Genomic DNA, 16,851 nt, shown 5'->3' with positions numbered 1-16,851 from the left:
TTCAGCGCCGGGGGCCAGTGGATAGCGCCGCCGCCGACATTCTCAATATGGTCAGGTCCGATCACGGGGAAAACCGGCGCCCTGCCGTGGCGCTTTGCGCCTTGATCGCCCTGCCTCCCCATGCGATGGCTCGACTCCGCGGGCGGGCATTTTCGCACCGTTCGCCGCCCTCGAAACCGGAACGCCATGCGTCTGATCGCCGAAAATCTTGCCTGCGACCGGGGCGGCCGTCGTGTCTTTGCCGGTGTCGGGCTGTCCCTCGAAAGCGGCACGGCCCTCGTCGTCACCGGTCCCAACGGCGTCGGCAAGTCGAGCCTGCTGCGCGTGCTGGCCGGCCTCGTCCAGCCGGCAGAGGGACGTGTCGCCATCGAGAACGGCGACAGCGAGGCGACAGCGGGCGAGCACTGCCACTATTCCGGCCATCTCGATGCGCTGAAGCCCGCCTTGAGCGTTGCCGAGAACCTTCTCTTCTGGCGTGCTTTCCTGTCCGCGCCCGCCCAACCGGCATTCCTCGGCCTTGCCCCGTGCGATCCGGACGCGGCGCTGGAACGGGTCGGCATCGGCCATGTCGCCGACCTGCCCGCCGCCTATCTGTCCGCCGGCCAGCGCCGGCGGCTGGCGCTGGCGCGGCTTCTCGTCACCCCCCGACCGGTGTGGCTGCTCGACGAACCGACCGCCGCCCTCGATGCGGCGTCCGAGGAAACCCTGACGGGGCTGATGCGCACCCATGTCGAAGCCGGCGGCATGATCGTCGCCGCCACCCACCAGCCGCTCGATCTCGGCACCGGCCCCCGAAGGGTCGCAACGCTGCATCTGGAGGCTGCCACATGAGCGGGTCGGCGTCTGACAGCGGCGTCACCGGCACCTGGGTCGGCGCGCTGTTCGCGCGCGAGCTGCGCCTTTCCGTCCGCGTCGGCGGCGGCGCGCTGATCGGCGTGCTGTTCTTCCTGGCGGTGATCACCGTCATCCCCTTCGGCGTCGGACCGGACCTCAACCTTCTGGCCCGCATCGGCCCGGCAGTGTTGTGGATCGGCGCGCTGCTCGCCACGCTGCTCGGCCTCGACCGGCTGTTCCAGGCCGACCGCGACGACGGCTCGCTCGACCTGATGCTGATGGCGGGCCGGCCGCTGGAACTCGTCGTGCTGGTCAAGTGCCTGGCCCACTGGGCCGGAACCGGACTGCCGCTGGTGATCGCCGCCCCGGTGCTTGCGATCTTTCTCAACCTGGAGCCGCTGGCGACCGGCGCGGTGACCCTGACGCTGGCCGTCGGCACACCGGCCTTGACGCTGATCGGCGCGATCGGCGCGGCGCTCACCGTCTCCCTGCGCCGCGGCGGGTTGCTGCTCGCGGTGCTCGTCATTCCCTTCAGCATTCCGGTGCTGATCTTCGGCGTCAGCGCCGCCGACGGCGCGATCACCGACCCTGCCCCGTTCCTGGCGCCGTTTCTCTTTCTCTGTGCGCTGACGCTGGTCGCATCCGTCGTCGGCCCCTTCGCCGCCGCCATGGCTCTGCGGTTTTCCTCCGACTGAACGGCACGTGTCTCGCGCCGGCTTGACCCGGATTGGCACGAATGTGCACCGCATGCCGCATTGAAAGCGGACCGCCCCGACATTAGAACAGTTCGATGGCAATCGCAGACCTCGCCAACCCGACCCGTTTCATGGCCCTGTCCGGCCGGCTTTTGCCGTGGCTGGGCGCGGCCTGCGCGCTTGCTTTCGCCGCCGGCCTCTACATGACCTTCTTCGTCGCCCCCGACGACTACCAGCAGGGCGCGACGGTGAAGATCATGTTCCTGCACGTGCCCGCCGCATGGCTTGCCATGATGTGCTACTCGGTGATGGCGGTCTCCGCCCTCGGCACCCTGATCTGGAAGCATCCGCTCGCCGATGTCTCGGCCCGCGCGGCGGCCCCGATCGGCGCCGCCTTCACCTTCCTGTCGCTGATCACCGGCTCTCTCTGGGGCAAGCCGATGTGGGGCACTTACTGGGTGTGGGACGCGCGGCTGACCTCCGTGCTGGTGCTGTTCATCATGTATCTCGGCCTGATCGCGCTGTGGCGCACGGTCGAGGACCCGATCCGCGCCGGCAAGGCAACCGCCGTGCTGACGCTGGTCGGCGCGATCAACCTGCCGATCATCAAGTTCTCCGTCGACTGGTGGAACACGCTGCATCAGCCGGCAAGCGTCGTGCGCCTCGACGGGCCGGCCATCCATCCCACGATCCTGTGGCCGCTGCTGGTGATGGCGCTCGCCTTCACCCTGCTGTTCTTCACCATGCACATGATGGCGATGCGCAACGAGGTGCTGCGCCGCCGGCTGCGCACCCTGCAGCTCGGCGCGGCCAGCGCCCGCACCGCCACAGCCCGCCCGCAGGCCGCCGAATGACCGTCCTTTCCGACCTAGGCCCCCATGCGGGCTTCATCCTCGCCTGCTACGCGATCACGCTGGCAACCGTTGCCGGCCTCTTCCTCTGGCTGCGCTCTGACCGGGCCCGGCTTGTCGCCGCGCTCGCACGGCTGGAGGCCCAGGGCGTGCGCCGGCGATCAGGGCAGGCAGCGGCCGGCGACGGCACGGAACCCAGGAAAACCGCGACGGGAGCCGGGCGATGAGCAAGGTGGAGACGACCGGCGATCCGGCAGGCAATGTTTCGCCAGACGGCAAGGGCGCCGCGCCGCGCCGCCGCATCCCGCTGCTGGCGCTGTTGCCGCTGATCGTCTTCTCGCTGCTGGCGGCGCTCTTTCTGGTGCAGTTGCTCAGCGGCAAGGACGCCTCCCAGGTGCCCTCCGCGCTGATCGACAAGCCGGCCCCGGAATTCACCCTGCCGCCGGTCGACGGGCTCACGCGGGAGGGAGCCGGCGTTGCAGGCGTCGCGCGCGCCGACCTTCTCGGCAAGGTCAGCGTCGTCAACATCTTTGCCTCCTGGTGCGCGCCCTGCCGGCAGGAACACCCGCTGCTGGAGGACCTCGCCCGCTCCGGCAAGGCGCAGATGATCGGCATCAACTACAAGGACAAGGCGGAAAACGCCCGCCGTTTCCTCGGCACGCTGGGCAATCCCTACGATCTGGTCGGCGCCGACGAGAACGGCCGCGCCGCCATCGACTGGGGCGTCTACGGCGTACCGGAAACCTTCATCGTCGATGCGCGCGGCACCATCCGCTACAAGTTCATAGGTCCGCTTTCGCCGCAGACCTACGAGGGCGCCTTCCTGCCGGAGCTGGAAAAGGTTCTCGCCACTCCGCAAGGATAGGCCCCGCGCGAGCGGGGCTGGCGACAGGTTCCGCAAGCACCCCTCGACGGAACAAGGGTTCGCGCGCGATCTTCCCGTTTGCGTGATCTCAAGTCCTCGTGAGTGGCCTTCCCCGGCAACGCAACCTATTGTCCGCAGCGAGGGCGGCGCACCGGCACGGGGCCGGCGCCGAAGGTCAACCGGACGACACGGCCGTTCACGGCATCGTGGCGCCGGACAACAGTGCGACAGGCGCAATGCGGACAGTGTCCCGGTTCCTTGCTTTCATGCTTCTGCTTCTGGCCATGGAGGCCGGCACCGCCCGTGCCGGCGACCAGCGCGCCGTGGTGGAGCTGTTCACCAGCCAGGGCTGCTCCTCCTGCCCGCCCGCCGACAAGCTGATGGGCGAACTGGCCGGGCGCCGCGATCTCGTCGCGCTCTCCTATCCCGTCGACTACTGGGACTATCTCGGCTGGCGCGACACGCTCGCCTCGCGCGACAACAGCGCCCGTCAGCGTGCCTATGCCGAGGCCCGTGGCGACCGCTCCGTCTACACGCCGCAGATCATCGTCAACGGCCCGGCCCATGTCATCGGCAGCGACCGCGCGGCGCTGAAGCGCGAGCTCTCCCGCCGGCCGTCGCTGCCTGTCACGGTCGACCTGCGCATGGCCGGCGACCTGCTGGAAGCACGCGTCGACGGGGCGTTGCCGCCGCGCCGGAAGATGGCCACCGTCTATTTCGTCTTCGTTGCCGAACCCGTCACCGTCGACATCGGCCGCGGCGAGAATGGCGGCCGCGCGGTGACCTATCACCATGTCGTGCGCGGCATTCGCGCCGTCGGCATGTGGGAAGGCGGGCCGGCCACCTACCGCCTGCCGAAAAGCGAGATGGCCAAGATGAAGGCCGGCCATTGCGCCGTGCTCGTCCAGATCGAGGACGGCGGGCGTCCGGGGGCGATCCTCGGCGCCGCGATTCACTGAAGTCCGCCGACATGCGCGGGTTTGTCATTCCCGGGAAAACAGGGTAGGCCTTTGCCGCCGCCGGCCTGCCGGGGGACAGTTCCCGACGCCCGCGCCTTCCGGCAGGCCGGCGTCTCCGGTTTCGTGCTGAAGGCCGCCCGCCATGTCACTTCGCCTGCGCGTCGCGCTTGCCAGCATCCTTGTCGGCCTGATCGTGCTCGGGCTGAAATTCCTGGCCTATTGGTGGACCGGCTCGGTCGCGCTCTATTCCGACGCGCTCGAATCCGTGGTCAACGTCGCCTCCGCGATCGCCGCCTTCCTGGCGGTCTGGTTCGCCGCCAAGCCCGCCGACAGCAATCATCCCTACGGCCACCACAAGGCCGAATACATGGCCGCCGTGCTCGTCGGCGTGATGATCGTGCTCGCCGCGCTGTCGATCGCCCGCGAGGCCTGGCTGGCCTATCAGGATCCGCCGCCGGTCGCCTTCACGCCCGAGGGTCTTAGCATGAACGCGCTGGCCAGCGTGATCAACGGCGCCTGGGCCTTCGTGCTGATCCGCGTCGGGCGAAGCCACCGCTCGATGGCGCTCGTCGCCGACGGCAAGCACCTGACCACCGATGTCGTTTCCTCGCTCGCCGTGCTTTTCGGCGTGCTGCTCGTCTTCGCGACCGGCATCCAGGCGCTCGATTCGCTGCTTGCCGGCCTCGTCGCCCTCAACATCCTGTGGTCGGGCTGGGGCTTGATGAAGGAATCGCTCGGCGGGCTGATGGACGAGGCCGTCGCCCCGGCGCTGCAGGACCGCATCCGCGACGTGATCTCCTCGGCCGGCGACGGCGCCATCGAGGCGCACGATCTCAGAACCCGCTCGGCCGGACACGTGATCTTCGTGGATTTCCACCTGGTGGTGCCCGCCGACATGACGGTCGAACGCGCCCACGAGATCTGCGACCGGATCGAGGAGGCCATCTCCGCGGATGTGCCGGGCGCCCGCAGCACCATCCATGTGGAGCCGGAGCACAAGGCCAAGCACACCGGCATCGTCGTCATCTGAACGACAGACAGGACCGCCCGTCAGCCGGCGGCGCGACCGAGGATCGCCCGGTCGAGCGCGGAAAACAGCATCGCCGGCAGCACCGGCTTTTCCATGAGCGCGTCGAAGCCCGCGGTTTCCAGTCCGGGACGGTCGGCGAGCGCCGCCGCGGTGATCCCGATCACCGGAAGCCGGGCGGTGGCAGCGCGCGAGCGGATGCCGGCCAGCGTCGCGACACCGTCCATTCCCGGCATGTTGATGTCGAGCAGCACCGCGTCGAAAGGTTCCGCGTCAAGCCGCTCGAGCGCCGCCTCGCCGCTCTCGGCCAGCACCGTGTCGCATCCGAACGCGCCGAGCATCGCCTCCATCATCCGCCGGTTTGCCTCGTTGTCGTCGACGACAAGCAGGCGGCGCCGGGCGATCTTGCGGACATTCCCGCGCGCCGGAACGCCGGCCGCCCCCGCGAATGCCGGACGCTCCCCCTCGTCCGCATCGCCGGCCCCGGGCCGGGTCGCCGCCGGCGCGAGGAGCGGCAGGCGCAACTCGAAGCAGCTGCCTTGCGGAGAACTTTCAAAAAGCGTCAGCCCTCCGCCCTGCGCGGCGGCAAGCCGCGCCGCGCTCCACAGGCCGAGCCCCGAGCCCGAGGCGGTGCCACGGGCCAGTTCGCCGCGCCGGCGGGCCCTGAACAGCCACGGCTGTTCCTCGTCCGGAATGCCGATCCCGGTATCGGCCAGCCGGATCGCCACGACCGGGCGGGCCCCGCCAGGCTCCAGACTGGCGGTGAGCGCGATGCCCCCTTCGCCGGTGTATTTCAGCGCATTGTCGTAGAGCACGGACAGCACGCGCCTGAGCGCCAGCGGGTCGGCGACGCGGTAGGCGTCGAGCTCCGCGGCGATGTCGCACCGGCTGGACAGCCCCCTGGCCCGGGCATCGGCGGCAAACAGATCGGTGACCGACCGGATGATCCCGACCAGATCGCGCGTATCGTCGGCGCGCGGCATTTCCACCCCCGAGAGCCCTTCCGCCGTCATCGACAGAAGCGCGTCGATCGCCATTTCCAGCGTGCGGATCGCCGAGGTCTGACGCGGTGTCGTCGGCTCGGTGTCGATGATCTCGACCGCCGTGCGCATGGCCGAAAGCGGCGTGCGCAGGTCATGCAGCAGGATCGAGATGCGCGCGTCCTGGGCAGCCTCCCCGCCCGCAAGCGCCGACCCGTCCGCGGCGCCGTCGAGAAGACCTGACGGGCCCTCGTGCGATCCCGCCGCGCGCCGTTCGTCCTCTCCTCCGGTCGTTGCGGACATGCCGTCTCCTTCCGTGATGCGGGCGCGCCCGCGCCCGCACGATATGCCGGGCACTGTGACCGAGCCGCCAGCCGAATCAAGCCTACATCTTGTCGTCGGGGCGGACCCATGCGAAAGACCCATCATGGTTGACCAGATCCTTGCCATCGTCCTGCCGGTTTTCGCGCTGATCGCGATCGGCTACATCGCCGCCCGCATCAAGCTGCTCGACGCCCGTGTCGGCGATGCGCTCGGCCAGTTCGTCTATGTGATCGCGATCCCGGTGCTGATCTTCCGGATCCTGGCGACAAGCTCGCTCGACGGCGTGTCGCCCTGGGGCTTCTGGATTTCCTACTTCACCGGCGTGGCGGTGGTGTGGACGGCCGGCACGCTGATCATCCGCAAGGTCTTCAAGCGCGAGGCACGCGCCGGCGTCATCGGCGGCATCAATGCCGGTTTCGCCAACACCGTGCTGGTCGGTATCCCGCTGATCACCGCGCTTCACGGCGAGGCCGGCCTCGTGCCGCTCTTCGTGCTGATCTCCATCCACCTGCCCGTGCTGACCATCGTCTGCGCCGTCCTGATGGAGCGCGCCGCCGTTCTCGACGGCACCCAGGAGGCCAAGCCGCTGGGCGAGTTGCTCGCCGGCATCGCCCGCAACCTTGCGACCAACCCGATCGTCATCGCCATCCTGGCCGGCGGCATCTGGCGCATTACCGGACTGCCGGTCGAGGGCATCTTCGCCGACGTGCTCGGCCGCATCGCCGGCGCGGCGATCCCGATCGCCCTGTTCTCGCTCGGCATGAGCATGGTCGCCTACGGCATTCGCGGCAATCTCGCCCCCGGCCTCGTCCTCGGCGTGCTGAAGATCGTGGTGATGCCGGCCGTCGTCTATGTGATGGCCGCACATGTGGTGTACCTGCCACCGCTGTGGATCTCGGTGGCGACACTGACCGCGGCCTGCCCGACCGGCATCAACGCCTTCCTGTTCGCCAACCGCTACGGCACCGGGCACGCCATGTCGGCCAATTCGATCACCCTGACAACGGCCCTCGCCGTGGTCGCCACCGGTGCCTGGATGGCGTTTCTGGGGCTCTGACGCCGGACGCCTGCACGGCGATCAGGCGAGCCCGACCATGGCGCGGATGTCCGCCGGCCCCGCCCCTTGCGCCCTGAGCTCCGCCAGCGCCGTGTCTCCCCGGGACTTCGACAGTTTGCGCCCGTCCCCGTCCAGCACCAGGCGGTGATGGCGGTAGACGGGTTCGCCCAGCCCCAGCAGCATCTGAAGCAGCCTGTGAACGGCAGTCGCCTCGAAGAGATCGCGTCCGCGCACCACATGGGTGACGCCCTGCAGCGCATCGTCGAGAACAACGGAAAGATGATAGCTCGTCGGCGTGTCCTTGCGGGCCAGCACCACATCGCCCCAACGGGCCGGATCGGCGGCAATCTCCGCGACGCGCCCATCCTCGCCCAGTTCCTTCCAGGCGAGCGGCGCGGCAAGACGGGCAAGCGCGGCGTTCATGTCGAGCCTGAGCGCAAAAGGCGCGCCCGCCGCCGCCCGCGCCCCGATCTCCTCCTCAGGCAGCACGGCGGCATCGCCCGGATAGAGCGGCGCGCCATCGGGATCGCGGGGAAAAGGCGTGCCCTCGCGCGCTTCGAAATCGGCAACCGCCTGGCGGATCTCGCCGCGCGTCAGGTAGCCGCGATAGAGAAGGCCCATCGCCTCGAGCCGGGCAAGAGCCGCCGCGTAGTCGGAAAAATGCTCGGACTGCCGGCGCACCGGCGCTTCCCACGAGACGCCAAGCCAGGCGAGGTCGGCCAGCATCGCCGCCTCGAGCTCCGGCGTGCAGCGCGCGCGGTCAATATCCTCGATCCTGACCAGAAGGCGTCCGCCCGCCCGCCGCGCCATGTCGGCGTTGAGCAGGGCGGACAGGGCATGGCCGAGATGCAGGCGGCCGTTTGGCGAGGGAGCGAAACGAAAAACCGGGCGTGTCATGTCGCCCCTGTTGTCCGGCACTGGCAGGTTCCGGTCAATGCCGGTCGGCCCGACGATCAGCGGTCGGCGTCGTCCATGTCGCTGCAGGTCTTCAGGTAGACACCCTTCGGCAGTTTCGTCGTCGGATCTCCGCAGGCCCCGACCATGCGCGCGGCGTCAAGCCCGCGCACACCGGTCAGGTCCGCGCCCACCAGTCGCGTCCGCCGCATCAGGACCTCGTCCAGATTGGCGCCGGACAGATCGGCGCCCGTCAGGTCGGCGCTGGAGAAACGCGCTCCGGACAGATCCGCCCCGCGAAAGTTCGCGCCGATCGCCTTAACCCGGTCAAAATCGACAAAGGAAAGCCGGGCGTCCGACAGGTCGGCATTCGTCAGATCGCCGCGTTCCAGATTGGCGCCAGTCATCTTGGCGCCCTGAAAACTGGCGCCCGCCGCCTCGACGCGGATCAACATCGCCAGCCGCAGGTCCGCACCGGCAAGGCTCGCGCCGGTAAGTGTCGCCCCGCTCAGGTCGGCGTTGCGCAGGTCGGCCCCATCGAGCCGGGCCCCGTCCAGTACCGCCTTTTCCATATCGACGCCGCGCATCGAGGCGTCTGTCAGGTCGGAGCCCGAAAGATCGGAGCGCTCGACTTCGGCACGCCGCAAGTCGGCTCCGCGCAGGTCGGCACCGACAAGCGAAGCTTCCTTGAGGTCGGCCTCGCGCAGGATGACACGCGAAAGCCTTGCCTTCTCCAGCTTGAGACCGCGCAGCTCCGACAGGCGCAGGTCGCAGCGCGCGCATTCGCCGGTGCGCTTCAGACGTTCGACATCACTCTCCGCCGCCGCCATGCCGGCGAGCACTGTGCCCATGAACCCGGCAAGCGCCATCGCCAAGGCCAAGCGGCCAAGACGGCCAACACGTGAACCCAAAGCCATCCCGGACAGTCCTCCCGTACGTCCGGCCGCCCCAAACCGGAACACATCATCCTCGATATATATCTCTCAGGTAGGCACCCACCACGGCCATTTTAAGGGCGGGACACCTGCACATCGGGTTAACCGCGCGGAGCCCTTGCAGTTGCAGCCTTGTGGAAGAAGCCGGGGACTCTCTGCGGTCAACTTGTTAGTATCCTGTGAATATTGTCAGGAGAACCGGGGTGGCTGCAATGAAGAACCCTCTGAAATTCCCCAAGGCCGGACAGGGGGCCGGAACCGGCCCGCGCGGACGGGCATCGCGCCTCGCCGGTCTCCTTGCCGCTGCCCTGCTTGCGGTCGCGGCAATGGGAGAGGCCCCGGCCCGGGCTGCGGAAATCGTCGCCCGCATCGACCTGTCCGACCAGCGCATGCGCGTTTATGTCGACGGCCGGCGAGCCTATTCCTGGCCGGTCTCCACCGCCCGTCGCGGCTACCGCACGCCTGTGGGAACCTTTCGTCCCGGGCGCATGTACAAGCGCTACTTCTCGAAGAAATACAACGGCGCGCCGATGCCCCACTCGGTGTTCTTTCATGGCGGCTACGCCATCCACGGCACCGACCAGATCCGCCGGCTCGGGCAACCGGCCTCGCATGGCTGCATCCGCCTGCATCCCGGCAATGCAAGGAAACTCTTCTCGATGATCCGCCAGTCGGGAAAACGCAATGCGCGAATCGTTATCACCCGGTAACCTTTACCGGCGATCGCGTGCCTGCCCCCTTTTCGGAACGGCACGGGGCGCATAAAGTGAAGCGATCGGTCTCCCGCCGCGCAAGCGGGAGGAGGCTGGCGGGACGAAGGAAGACAGCGGGGTCGCATTTGCCGCCTTCCCTCGTCCGCCAATCGCTGACGACGCACTACCTACTATCAGCGTGCCAATGATGGAGCAAAACCCTTGCCAAATCGTTGGCACGCCGATCCCACAGGATCTGCGCGCGCGACCCTCCCTTTCCACAACATGTTGAGGCTGTTAGGGCTTTGCTAACCTCTCCTGCGACGCATTTCGCAAGGCGGGATGCGAGCGGTGGTAAAGGCGCGTTAACGAAGCCGCTCAAAAGGCCCCCGGGAAGCGGGATTCACATGAATTCCTCGCGCAGATCGACGCTGGAGCGGGTGCCGACCGAATCATAATGCGCGCCCGCCCATTGCTCGGCCGCCTGACGGCCGATGTCGCGCAAATGGGTGAGAAAGCGCCATTCCGCGTTGACCTTCGAGGAGGCCTGCAACGGCTTGAGTCCTTCCGCCGAGATCCGGTGGATATGGACCTTCTGGTAGTCCTTGCGGTCGAGCTTGCCGTCCTCGATCAGCCGCGTGACGAACTCGATGGCGCGCATCTCGCGCAAGAGTGTCGAGTTGAAGGTGATCTCGTTCAGCCGGTTGAGGATCTCGCGCGCCGTGCGCGGCGTCTCGCGGCGCTCCACCGGGTTGATCTGCACCAGCACCGTGTCCGGCGTTCCGGTGGTGCCGAACAGCGGAAACAGGGGCGGGTTGCCCATGTAGCCGCCGTCCCAGTAGGGCACCCCGTCGATCTCCACCGCCTGGAAGAGATGCGGCAGGCAGGCCGACGCCATCACCGCATCAAGCGTGATCTCCTCGCCGGAAAAGACCTTGATCTTGCCGCTATGGACATTGGTCGCGCTGATGAAGACCCGGATCGCCTGGCAGGCATTGACCGCGTCGAAATCGACGGTTTCCTCCACCACCTCGCGCAAGGGGTTGATGTTGAGCGGATTGAACTCGTAAGGGGAAGCGAAGCGCGAGGCGATGTCGAAGGCGAGGAAGCTCGGCGACATGTCGAGGCTCCACTGGCCCATGATCACGTCAAGCGGCGTGCGCCGGATCGGGCTCAGCCAGGCGCGATCGCTGACCGCCTTCCAGAAGCGGTGGAGCGCGGCGCGCGCGCCCTCCTCGCCGCCCTCGTGCATGCCGGCGGCCAGCACCACCGCGTTCATCGCCCCGGCCGAGGTGCCGCTGACGCCCTCGATGGTGAACAGCTCGCGTTCCAGCAGCCAGTCCAGTACGCCCCAGGTGAAGGCGCCATGGGCGCCGCCACCCTGCAGGGCAAGGTTGATCGGCTTGGGCGCGCCGTCCATCTCCGTCTCCCGGCCCGTGCCGGCCGTCACTGGGCGACCCAGCCGCCGTCCATCTGCAGCATCGTGCCGGTGATCGCCGAGGCCTGGTCACCCGTCAGATAAAGCGCCAGTGCCGCAACCTGGTCGACGGTGACGAATTCCTTGGTCGGCTGGGCGGCGAGAAGCACGTCGCGCTTCACCTCTTCCTCGGTCATCCCGCGCGCCTTCATCGTATCGGGGATCTGGGCTTCCACCAGCGGCGTCCAGACATAGCCCGGGCAGATGGCGTTGACGGTGACGCCGGACTGCGCCACTTCCAGCGCGATGGTCTTGGTGAAGCCGGCGATGCCGTGCTTGGCCGCCACATAGGCGCTCTTGAACGGCGAGGCGACCAGCGCGTGGGCCGAGGCGGTGTTGATGATCCGCCCCCAGCCCTTCTTCTTCATGCCCGGCACGGCGGCCCGCGTCGTGTGAAAGGCCGAGGACAGGTTGATGGCGATGATCGCATCCCATTTCGCGACCGGAAAATCCTCGACCGGCGCGACATGCTGGATGCCCGCATTGTTGACGAGGATGTCGACGCCGCCAAAGACGTCCTCCGCCTCCGCCATCATCGCGGCGATCTCGTCCGGCTTGGTCATGTCGGCGCCCGAATAGCGGCAGGTGACGCCGAACTCGCTCTCGATCCCGGACCGTTCCTTCTCGATCGCTTCGGCGTCGCCAAAGCCGTTGATCACCACATTGGCGCCGTTGGCGGCGAAGATGCGGGCAATGGCAAGGCCGATGCCGGAGGTGGACCCGGTGACGAGGGCGGTCTTGTTGGTCAGCATGCGAAACGATCTCCTGTCCTGCCGGGCGAGGGACGCCCGGCCGGCGCCCTTGCGGCGCCTTCTGGCACGGCGGGCGCCCTTGGCAGCGCCCCTTGGAAAGCCCGCCACATAGAACATGAGATCGCGCTGCACCGCAACAAGGGGCTGGCAGCACCCGGCGGGGCCGGAAGCGCGGCTCAGTCGGCGGCCGGGGGGCCTCCCGGCTCGGCCATCTGGCGCTCGCGCAGGATGTAGTAGCCGCCGGTGAGCACACCGATCTGCAGGGCGGTCACCGCGATCTGCAGCGCCACCGACAGGATGAAGAGGGCAACGACACCGAACAGCGACCCGGTGCCGAAGAGACCGGCAAACCAGCCAAGGCCGTACTGAAGGGCACTGACGATGAGCCCGACCGCGATGCCGGCGATCGCCATCGGCAGGCCGAGGCCCTCGCTGTCGCGGAACGCCTCGGCAATGCCAAGCTTTTCATCGAGCGCTGTGGCCGGCAGGACAAGGCACATCCGCATGAAGGGCGGGGTCAGCAGCAGCGATATGAGCACCGCGGCAATCACAAACGTGACAAGTGATCCCTTGTTCGCAAACAGCACCGCGAGCATGACGAGGATTGTCGCCGGAACCACCATGATCGACAGGATCAGGACGGTCTTCAGCACGTAGGAGACCTCGCGCCGGCCGAAGGCGAGATGCATCGAGGCCGGGCTTTCCCGCAGCAGCAGGTTGCGATGCCAGGCCACAGAGATTGACGCGGAGGCGCAGAGGAAGACCAGCGCGGTGACAGCGGTGACCGCGACAGACTGGGCGGCGAACAGCCGGCCGGCGACGGAGAGCACCGCGACCAGCAGATACCAGGCCCAGACGATCCGGATGAACGCGTCGAAATCGGAAAACAATGCCTTGAACGTGCCGGTGAACAGCCGGCCGGTAACCCTTGCAAACATCCCTGCCCCCAATGGCTTTCGCCGCGCGATATCGGCGCGGCACAATTTTCAAGGGGCAAACTGCAACCGGAGAGCGGTGAAGGCAAGAAAATTGGCCCTTGAGGCGGGGCTGGCGGGACCCTCAGTCGCGCCGCGACCGGGGGCCGAGAACGGAGCGCACCGCCTGCCGCGCCTTGTCGCGATGCACCTCCTCCCGCCGCGCCGCCACCCGTTCCGCATCCGCCATGCGCAGGCCCGCCTTCTCGACGAAGCGCTCGCGCGTCAGGGCGTAGGCGGTGGCGTGCAGCGAGGCGAAAAGCCAGGTAAGGATGACCATCGCTCCCATGGGAAACAGCGCCGAGCGCAGCGGCGCCAGCGGCCCGGTGCCCGACAGGAAGAGATCGGTGAGCGCCAGAACGCCGGCAAGCGCGCCGATGCCGAGCCCGGCAAGCAGCGAGACGACGATGGCCGCCGCCGCCAGCGCCCAACCGATGCCCGAGGTCAGCCGCCAGGACTCCTTCAGCGACATCTCGTCATCGAGCGCCGCCGCCGGCAGCACCAGGGACATGCGCTGCACCAGCATCAGGGCAACGAAAGGGCTGGCCAGCATCGCCAGCGCCCCGACCGGCCCGGCAAGCGGCGTCAGCAGCCCGCCGAGCAGCAGCAGCGGCAGGAACATCAGCACGCCGAGGAGGCCGAGCACCAAGAGCTTCCAGGCGACGCGGATGTTGCGCGCCCCGAAGGCCAGCGGAAAGCCCCGTTCGCCAAGCAGCACCCGGCGCAGATAGGCAACCGCGATGGAAAAGCCGGCAAGGATATTGGCAAGCACCGCAAGGCCCCGCAGCGCCTTCTCGCGGGCCGCCGCGTCACCCGTTGCCGTCAGCGGCTCCATCATGTAGGAGCCTGTGGTGAACCCGTTTTCCGGCATCATCTGCAGGCTGATCGCAACATTCAGCGCGACGAGCACCAGCATGTAGCCCCAGCCGGCGGAAAACAGCGTGGGCAACCGGTGGCGCGCAAGATCGAGCGTGCGACTGAGGACGACAAGCAGCATGGGGCGGGGCTCCTTTGCCTCCTTCAGATGCGCTCTGGTGCCCCCCGCGTCAAGAACACACGGGCCGCCCGCCTTGCAAGGAGGCCCGGCGCGCCCTATTCAATCGGCAGTATCCCCAGTTGGCGGCGCAAGGCGATGCGCCGCGAGATCGGACGGACCGGCACCATGCAGAGCGGCACTTCCAACCCCGGAGCACTGGCCAAAAGCCCGCCGGCCGCGGAAACCACGATGAGGGAGACCCTTGCCGGTCCCGCGCCGCGCCGCGTCTCGGTGCCCGTGAAGATCGGCCCGGTGACGGTCGGCGGCGGCGCGCCCGTCGTCGTCCAGTCGATGACCAATACCGACACGGCCGATATCGATGCCACCGTCGCCCAGGTCTCGGCGCTGGCGCGCGCCGGATCGGAGATCGTGCGCATCACCGTCGACCGCGACGAGGCCGCCGCCGCCGTTCCGAAGATCCGCGACCGGCTGGCGCGCATCGGCTGCCATGTGCCGCTGGTCGGCGACTTCCACTATATCGGCCACAAGCTGCTCACCGATCATCCGGCCTGCGCCGAGGCGCTGGAGAAATACCGGATCAACCCGGGCAATGTCGGCTTCAAGGACAAGCGCGACCGGCAGTTCTCCGACATCATCGAGATCGCGCTGAAACACGACAAGCCGGTCCGGATCGGCGTCAACTGGGGCTCGCTCGACCAGGAACTCCTCACCCACCTGATGGACGAGAACGCCAGGAGCGCGGCCCCCGTCTCCGCTTCCGCCGTGATGCGCGAGGCGATCATCCGCTCGGGCCTGCTCTCCGCCGCCCGCGCCGAGGACCTCGGCATGGGCCGCGACAAGATCATCCTGTCGGCCAAGGTCAGCCAGGTGCAGGACCTGATCCAGGTCTATGCGGATCTCGCCGCGCGCTGCGACTATGCGCTGCATCTCGGCCTCACCGAGGCCGGCATGGGCACCAAGGGCATCGTCGCCTCCGCCGCCTCGATGGGCGTCCTGCTGCAGCAGGGCATCGGCGACACGATCCGCGTGTCGCTGACGCCGGAACCGGGCGGCGACCGCACCCGCGAGGTGCAGGTGGCCCAGGAACTGCTGCAGGTGATGGGTTTCCGCGCCTTCGTCCCGATCGTCGCCGCCTGCCCGGGATGCGGCCGCACCACCTCGACCGTGTTCCAGGAGCTGGCCCAGGACATCCAGGAGAACATCCGCGTCTCGATGCCCCTGTGGCGGGAAAAATATCCCGGCGTCGAGACCCTGAACGTCGCGGTGATGGGCTGCATCGTCAACGGACCGGGCGAGAGCAAGTTCGCCGATATCGGCATCTCCCTGCCGGGCACGGGCGAGAGCCCGGCCGCGCCGGTCTTCGTCGACGGCAAGAAGGTCGCCACCCTGCGCGGCCCGACCATCGCCGACGACTTCAAGGCAATGGTCGACGACTATATCGAGGCCCGCTTCGGCGGCGCCGAGCGAAACGCAGCCGAATGAGCGCGCGGCCGGGAGGCGAGATCCTCGTCATCACCTCGCAGGTCGTGCGCGGCGCCGTCGGCGGTCGCCCCTCCGTCTTCGCGCTGGAACGCCTCGGCTTTCCCGTCTGGTTCCTGCCCACCGTGCTGCTGCCCTGGCAGCCCGAGCAGGGCATCGGCCATCGCGAAGTGCCGGCCGACGCCAGCTTTGCCGCCCTTGCCGCCAATATCGCCGGCGCGGACACGCTCGCCAATGTCGGCGCGGTGATCTCCGGCTATCTCGGCAGCCCCGGCCAGGCGGACGAGGTGGCGCGACTTGTCGGCGCGGTGCGCAAGGCCAATCCGGATGTGCTCTATCTCTGCGACCCGGTGATCGGCGACCAGTCCGGCCTCTACGTGCCCGAGACAACCGCCGCCGCGATCCGCGACCGGCTTCTGCCGCTTGCCGATGTCGCCACCCCGAACCTCTTCGAACTGGAGTGGATGACCGGCGGCCGGCTGGAAAGCGAGACGCAGGCGATTGCGGCAGCCCGTGCGCTCGGCCCGGCGCGGGTGCTGGTCACCTCGTCGCCGGCCCTGCGCCGCAACTCGGTCGCCAACCTGCTGGTCACCGCGCGCGGCGCCATTGCCGCCGAGCACGGCCTGGTGCCGGATGCACCGAAAGGCACCGGCGACCTGATCGCCGCCCTCCTGACGGCCAACCTGCTCGCCGGTCTCGACGACGAGACCGCCCTGAAACGTGCCGCCGCGTCGGTGTTCGAACTGGTCGCCCGCTCCGTCAAGCATGGCGCGCGCGACCTGCTGATCGCTGCCGAACAGGCGGCCCTCGTCAACCCGATGGCGCTCGTCTCCTGCCGGCGCGTTCTCGACGCGCCGCTGCGCGCCTGAAGGACGACAGGATGCGTGCCGGCCTGCGCGTTGCCGGTGTCGACGGGTGCCGTGCGGGGTGGATCGCCGTCATTCGCGAGCGGACCGCGCGGCAACCGGATGCCGGCCCGCGCCCCACGCTCGTCATGGCCGGGCGCATCGCCGCGCTCATTGGCGATGCGACGCTGAAGGCCATCGCGGTCGACATGCC

General features: G+C 68.4%; 18 protein-coding genes. 11 read left to right on the top strand and 7 right to left on the bottom strand.

The window, feature by feature from the left end:
- Positions 1–186: 186 nt before the first annotated feature.
- The 7 genes from ccmA (at position 187) to ACN0T5_RS06825 (ending at position 5,234) form a co-directional block, all read left to right on the top strand.
- Positions 187–831, top strand: a complete 645-nt coding sequence (ccmA, locus tag ACN0T5_RS06855; RefSeq protein WP_417767878.1) for a heme ABC exporter ATP-binding protein CcmA — start codon at positions 187–189, stop codon at positions 829–831.
- A complete protein-coding gene (ccmB, locus tag ACN0T5_RS06850) occupies positions 828–1,529 on the top strand; it encodes a heme exporter protein CcmB (protein ID WP_417767877.1) in 702 nt (233 codons plus the stop codon). The genes ccmA and ccmB overlap by 4 nt, the downstream gene beginning before the upstream one ends.
- 95 nt (positions 1,530–1,624) lie before the next feature.
- Positions 1,625–2,383 (top strand): heme ABC transporter permease, encoded by a 759-nt coding sequence (locus ACN0T5_RS06845; RefSeq protein ID WP_417767876.1) that lies wholly within the window; start codon positions 1,625–1,627, stop codon positions 2,381–2,383.
- Positions 2,380–2,607: a heme exporter protein CcmD gene (gene ccmD, locus ACN0T5_RS06840; RefSeq protein ID WP_417767875.1), complete on the top strand. Its 228-nt coding sequence runs from the start codon at positions 2,380–2,382 to the stop codon at positions 2,605–2,607. The genes ACN0T5_RS06845 and ccmD overlap by 4 nt, the downstream gene beginning before the upstream one ends.
- Entirely contained in the window at positions 2,604–3,245 is a 642-nt protein-coding gene (locus ACN0T5_RS06835; RefSeq protein ID WP_417767874.1) for a DsbE family thiol:disulfide interchange protein, read from the top strand. Before ccmD ends, ACN0T5_RS06835 begins: the two co-directional genes overlap by 4 nt.
- A 266-nt stretch (positions 3,246–3,511) precedes the next feature.
- Entirely contained in the window at positions 3,512–4,204 is a 693-nt protein-coding gene (locus ACN0T5_RS06830; RefSeq protein ID WP_417767873.1) for a DUF1223 domain-containing protein, read from the top strand.
- Between the two features lie 142 nt (positions 4,205–4,346).
- Complete coding sequence (locus ACN0T5_RS06825; RefSeq protein ID WP_417767872.1) at positions 4,347–5,234, top strand: cation diffusion facilitator family transporter; 888 nt, start codon at positions 4,347–4,349, stop codon at positions 5,232–5,234.
- Between the two features lie 20 nt (positions 5,235–5,254).
- Here the strand turns inward: ACN0T5_RS06825 and ACN0T5_RS06820 are convergent, their stop codons facing one another.
- Positions 5,255–6,514 carry a response regulator gene (locus tag ACN0T5_RS06820; protein ID WP_417767871.1) on the bottom strand — a complete coding sequence of 420 codons (1,260 nt, stop codon included), beginning with the start codon at positions 6,512–6,514 and terminating at the stop codon, positions 5,255–5,257.
- Between the two features lie 124 nt (positions 6,515–6,638).
- Between ACN0T5_RS06820 and ACN0T5_RS06815 the strand changes: the two genes are divergently transcribed.
- Positions 6,639–7,592, top strand: coding sequence for an AEC family transporter (locus ACN0T5_RS06815; RefSeq protein WP_417767870.1), 954 nt, complete (start codon positions 6,639–6,641; stop codon positions 7,590–7,592).
- Between the two features lie 21 nt (positions 7,593–7,613).
- Here the strand turns inward: ACN0T5_RS06815 and gluQRS are convergent, their stop codons facing one another.
- Complete coding sequence (gluQRS, locus tag ACN0T5_RS06810; protein WP_417767869.1) at positions 7,614–8,489, bottom strand: tRNA glutamyl-Q(34) synthetase GluQRS; 876 nt, start codon at positions 8,487–8,489, stop codon at positions 7,614–7,616.
- A gap of 56 nt (positions 8,490–8,545) precedes the next feature.
- Complete coding sequence (locus tag ACN0T5_RS06805; protein ID WP_417767868.1) at positions 8,546–9,403, bottom strand: pentapeptide repeat-containing protein; 858 nt, start codon at positions 9,401–9,403, stop codon at positions 8,546–8,548.
- A gap of 230 nt (positions 9,404–9,633) precedes the next feature.
- Between ACN0T5_RS06805 and ACN0T5_RS06800 the strand changes: the two genes are divergently transcribed.
- The gene (locus tag ACN0T5_RS06800) at positions 9,634–10,131 is read left to right on the top strand and encodes a L,D-transpeptidase (protein WP_417767952.1); all 498 of its coding nucleotides are present in this window, start codon (positions 9,634–9,636) and stop codon (positions 10,129–10,131) included.
- Positions 10,132–10,516: 385 nt separating this feature from the next.
- Here ACN0T5_RS06800 and ACN0T5_RS06795 read toward each other — a convergent pair whose 3' ends face one another.
- From ACN0T5_RS06795 to ACN0T5_RS06780, 4 genes are all read right to left on the bottom strand, one after another.
- Positions 10,517–11,533, bottom strand: a complete 1,017-nt coding sequence (locus ACN0T5_RS06795; RefSeq protein ID WP_417767867.1) for a patatin-like phospholipase family protein — start codon at positions 11,531–11,533, stop codon at positions 10,517–10,519.
- Positions 11,534–11,559: 26 nt separating this feature from the next.
- A complete protein-coding gene (locus ACN0T5_RS06790; protein WP_417767866.1) occupies positions 11,560–12,342 on the bottom strand; it encodes a 3-hydroxybutyrate dehydrogenase in 783 nt (260 codons plus the stop codon).
- Positions 12,343–12,518: 176 nt separating this feature from the next.
- A complete protein-coding gene (locus ACN0T5_RS06785; RefSeq protein ID WP_417767865.1) occupies positions 12,519–13,280 on the bottom strand; it encodes a hypothetical protein in 762 nt (253 codons plus the stop codon).
- 121 nt (positions 13,281–13,401) lie between these two features.
- Entirely contained in the window at positions 13,402–14,313 is a 912-nt protein-coding gene (locus ACN0T5_RS06780; protein ID WP_417767864.1) for a 4-hydroxy-3-methylbut-2-en-1-yl diphosphate synthase, read from the bottom strand.
- 228 nt (positions 14,314–14,541) lie between these two features.
- On the opposite strand from ACN0T5_RS06780, the gene ispG reads away from it, so the two are divergent.
- Positions 14,542–15,795 (top strand): flavodoxin-dependent (E)-4-hydroxy-3-methylbut-2-enyl-diphosphate synthase, encoded by a 1,254-nt coding sequence (gene ispG, locus ACN0T5_RS06775; protein WP_417767863.1) that lies wholly within the window; start codon positions 14,542–14,544, stop codon positions 15,793–15,795.
- Complete coding sequence (gene pdxY / locus ACN0T5_RS06770; RefSeq protein ID WP_417767862.1) at positions 15,792–16,661, top strand: pyridoxal kinase; 870 nt, start codon at positions 15,792–15,794, stop codon at positions 16,659–16,661. Before ispG ends, pdxY begins: the two co-directional genes overlap by 4 nt.
- The last annotated feature ends 190 nt before the right edge of the window (positions 16,662–16,851 follow it).

It is taken from the genome of Stappia sp. (assembly GCF_048261845.1).
Taxonomy (GTDB): domain Bacteria; phylum Pseudomonadota; class Alphaproteobacteria; order Rhizobiales; family Stappiaceae; genus Stappia.
The sequence above is the reverse complement of the archived record's forward strand: the minus strand, read 5'-3'. Positions and strand labels throughout refer to the sequence as shown.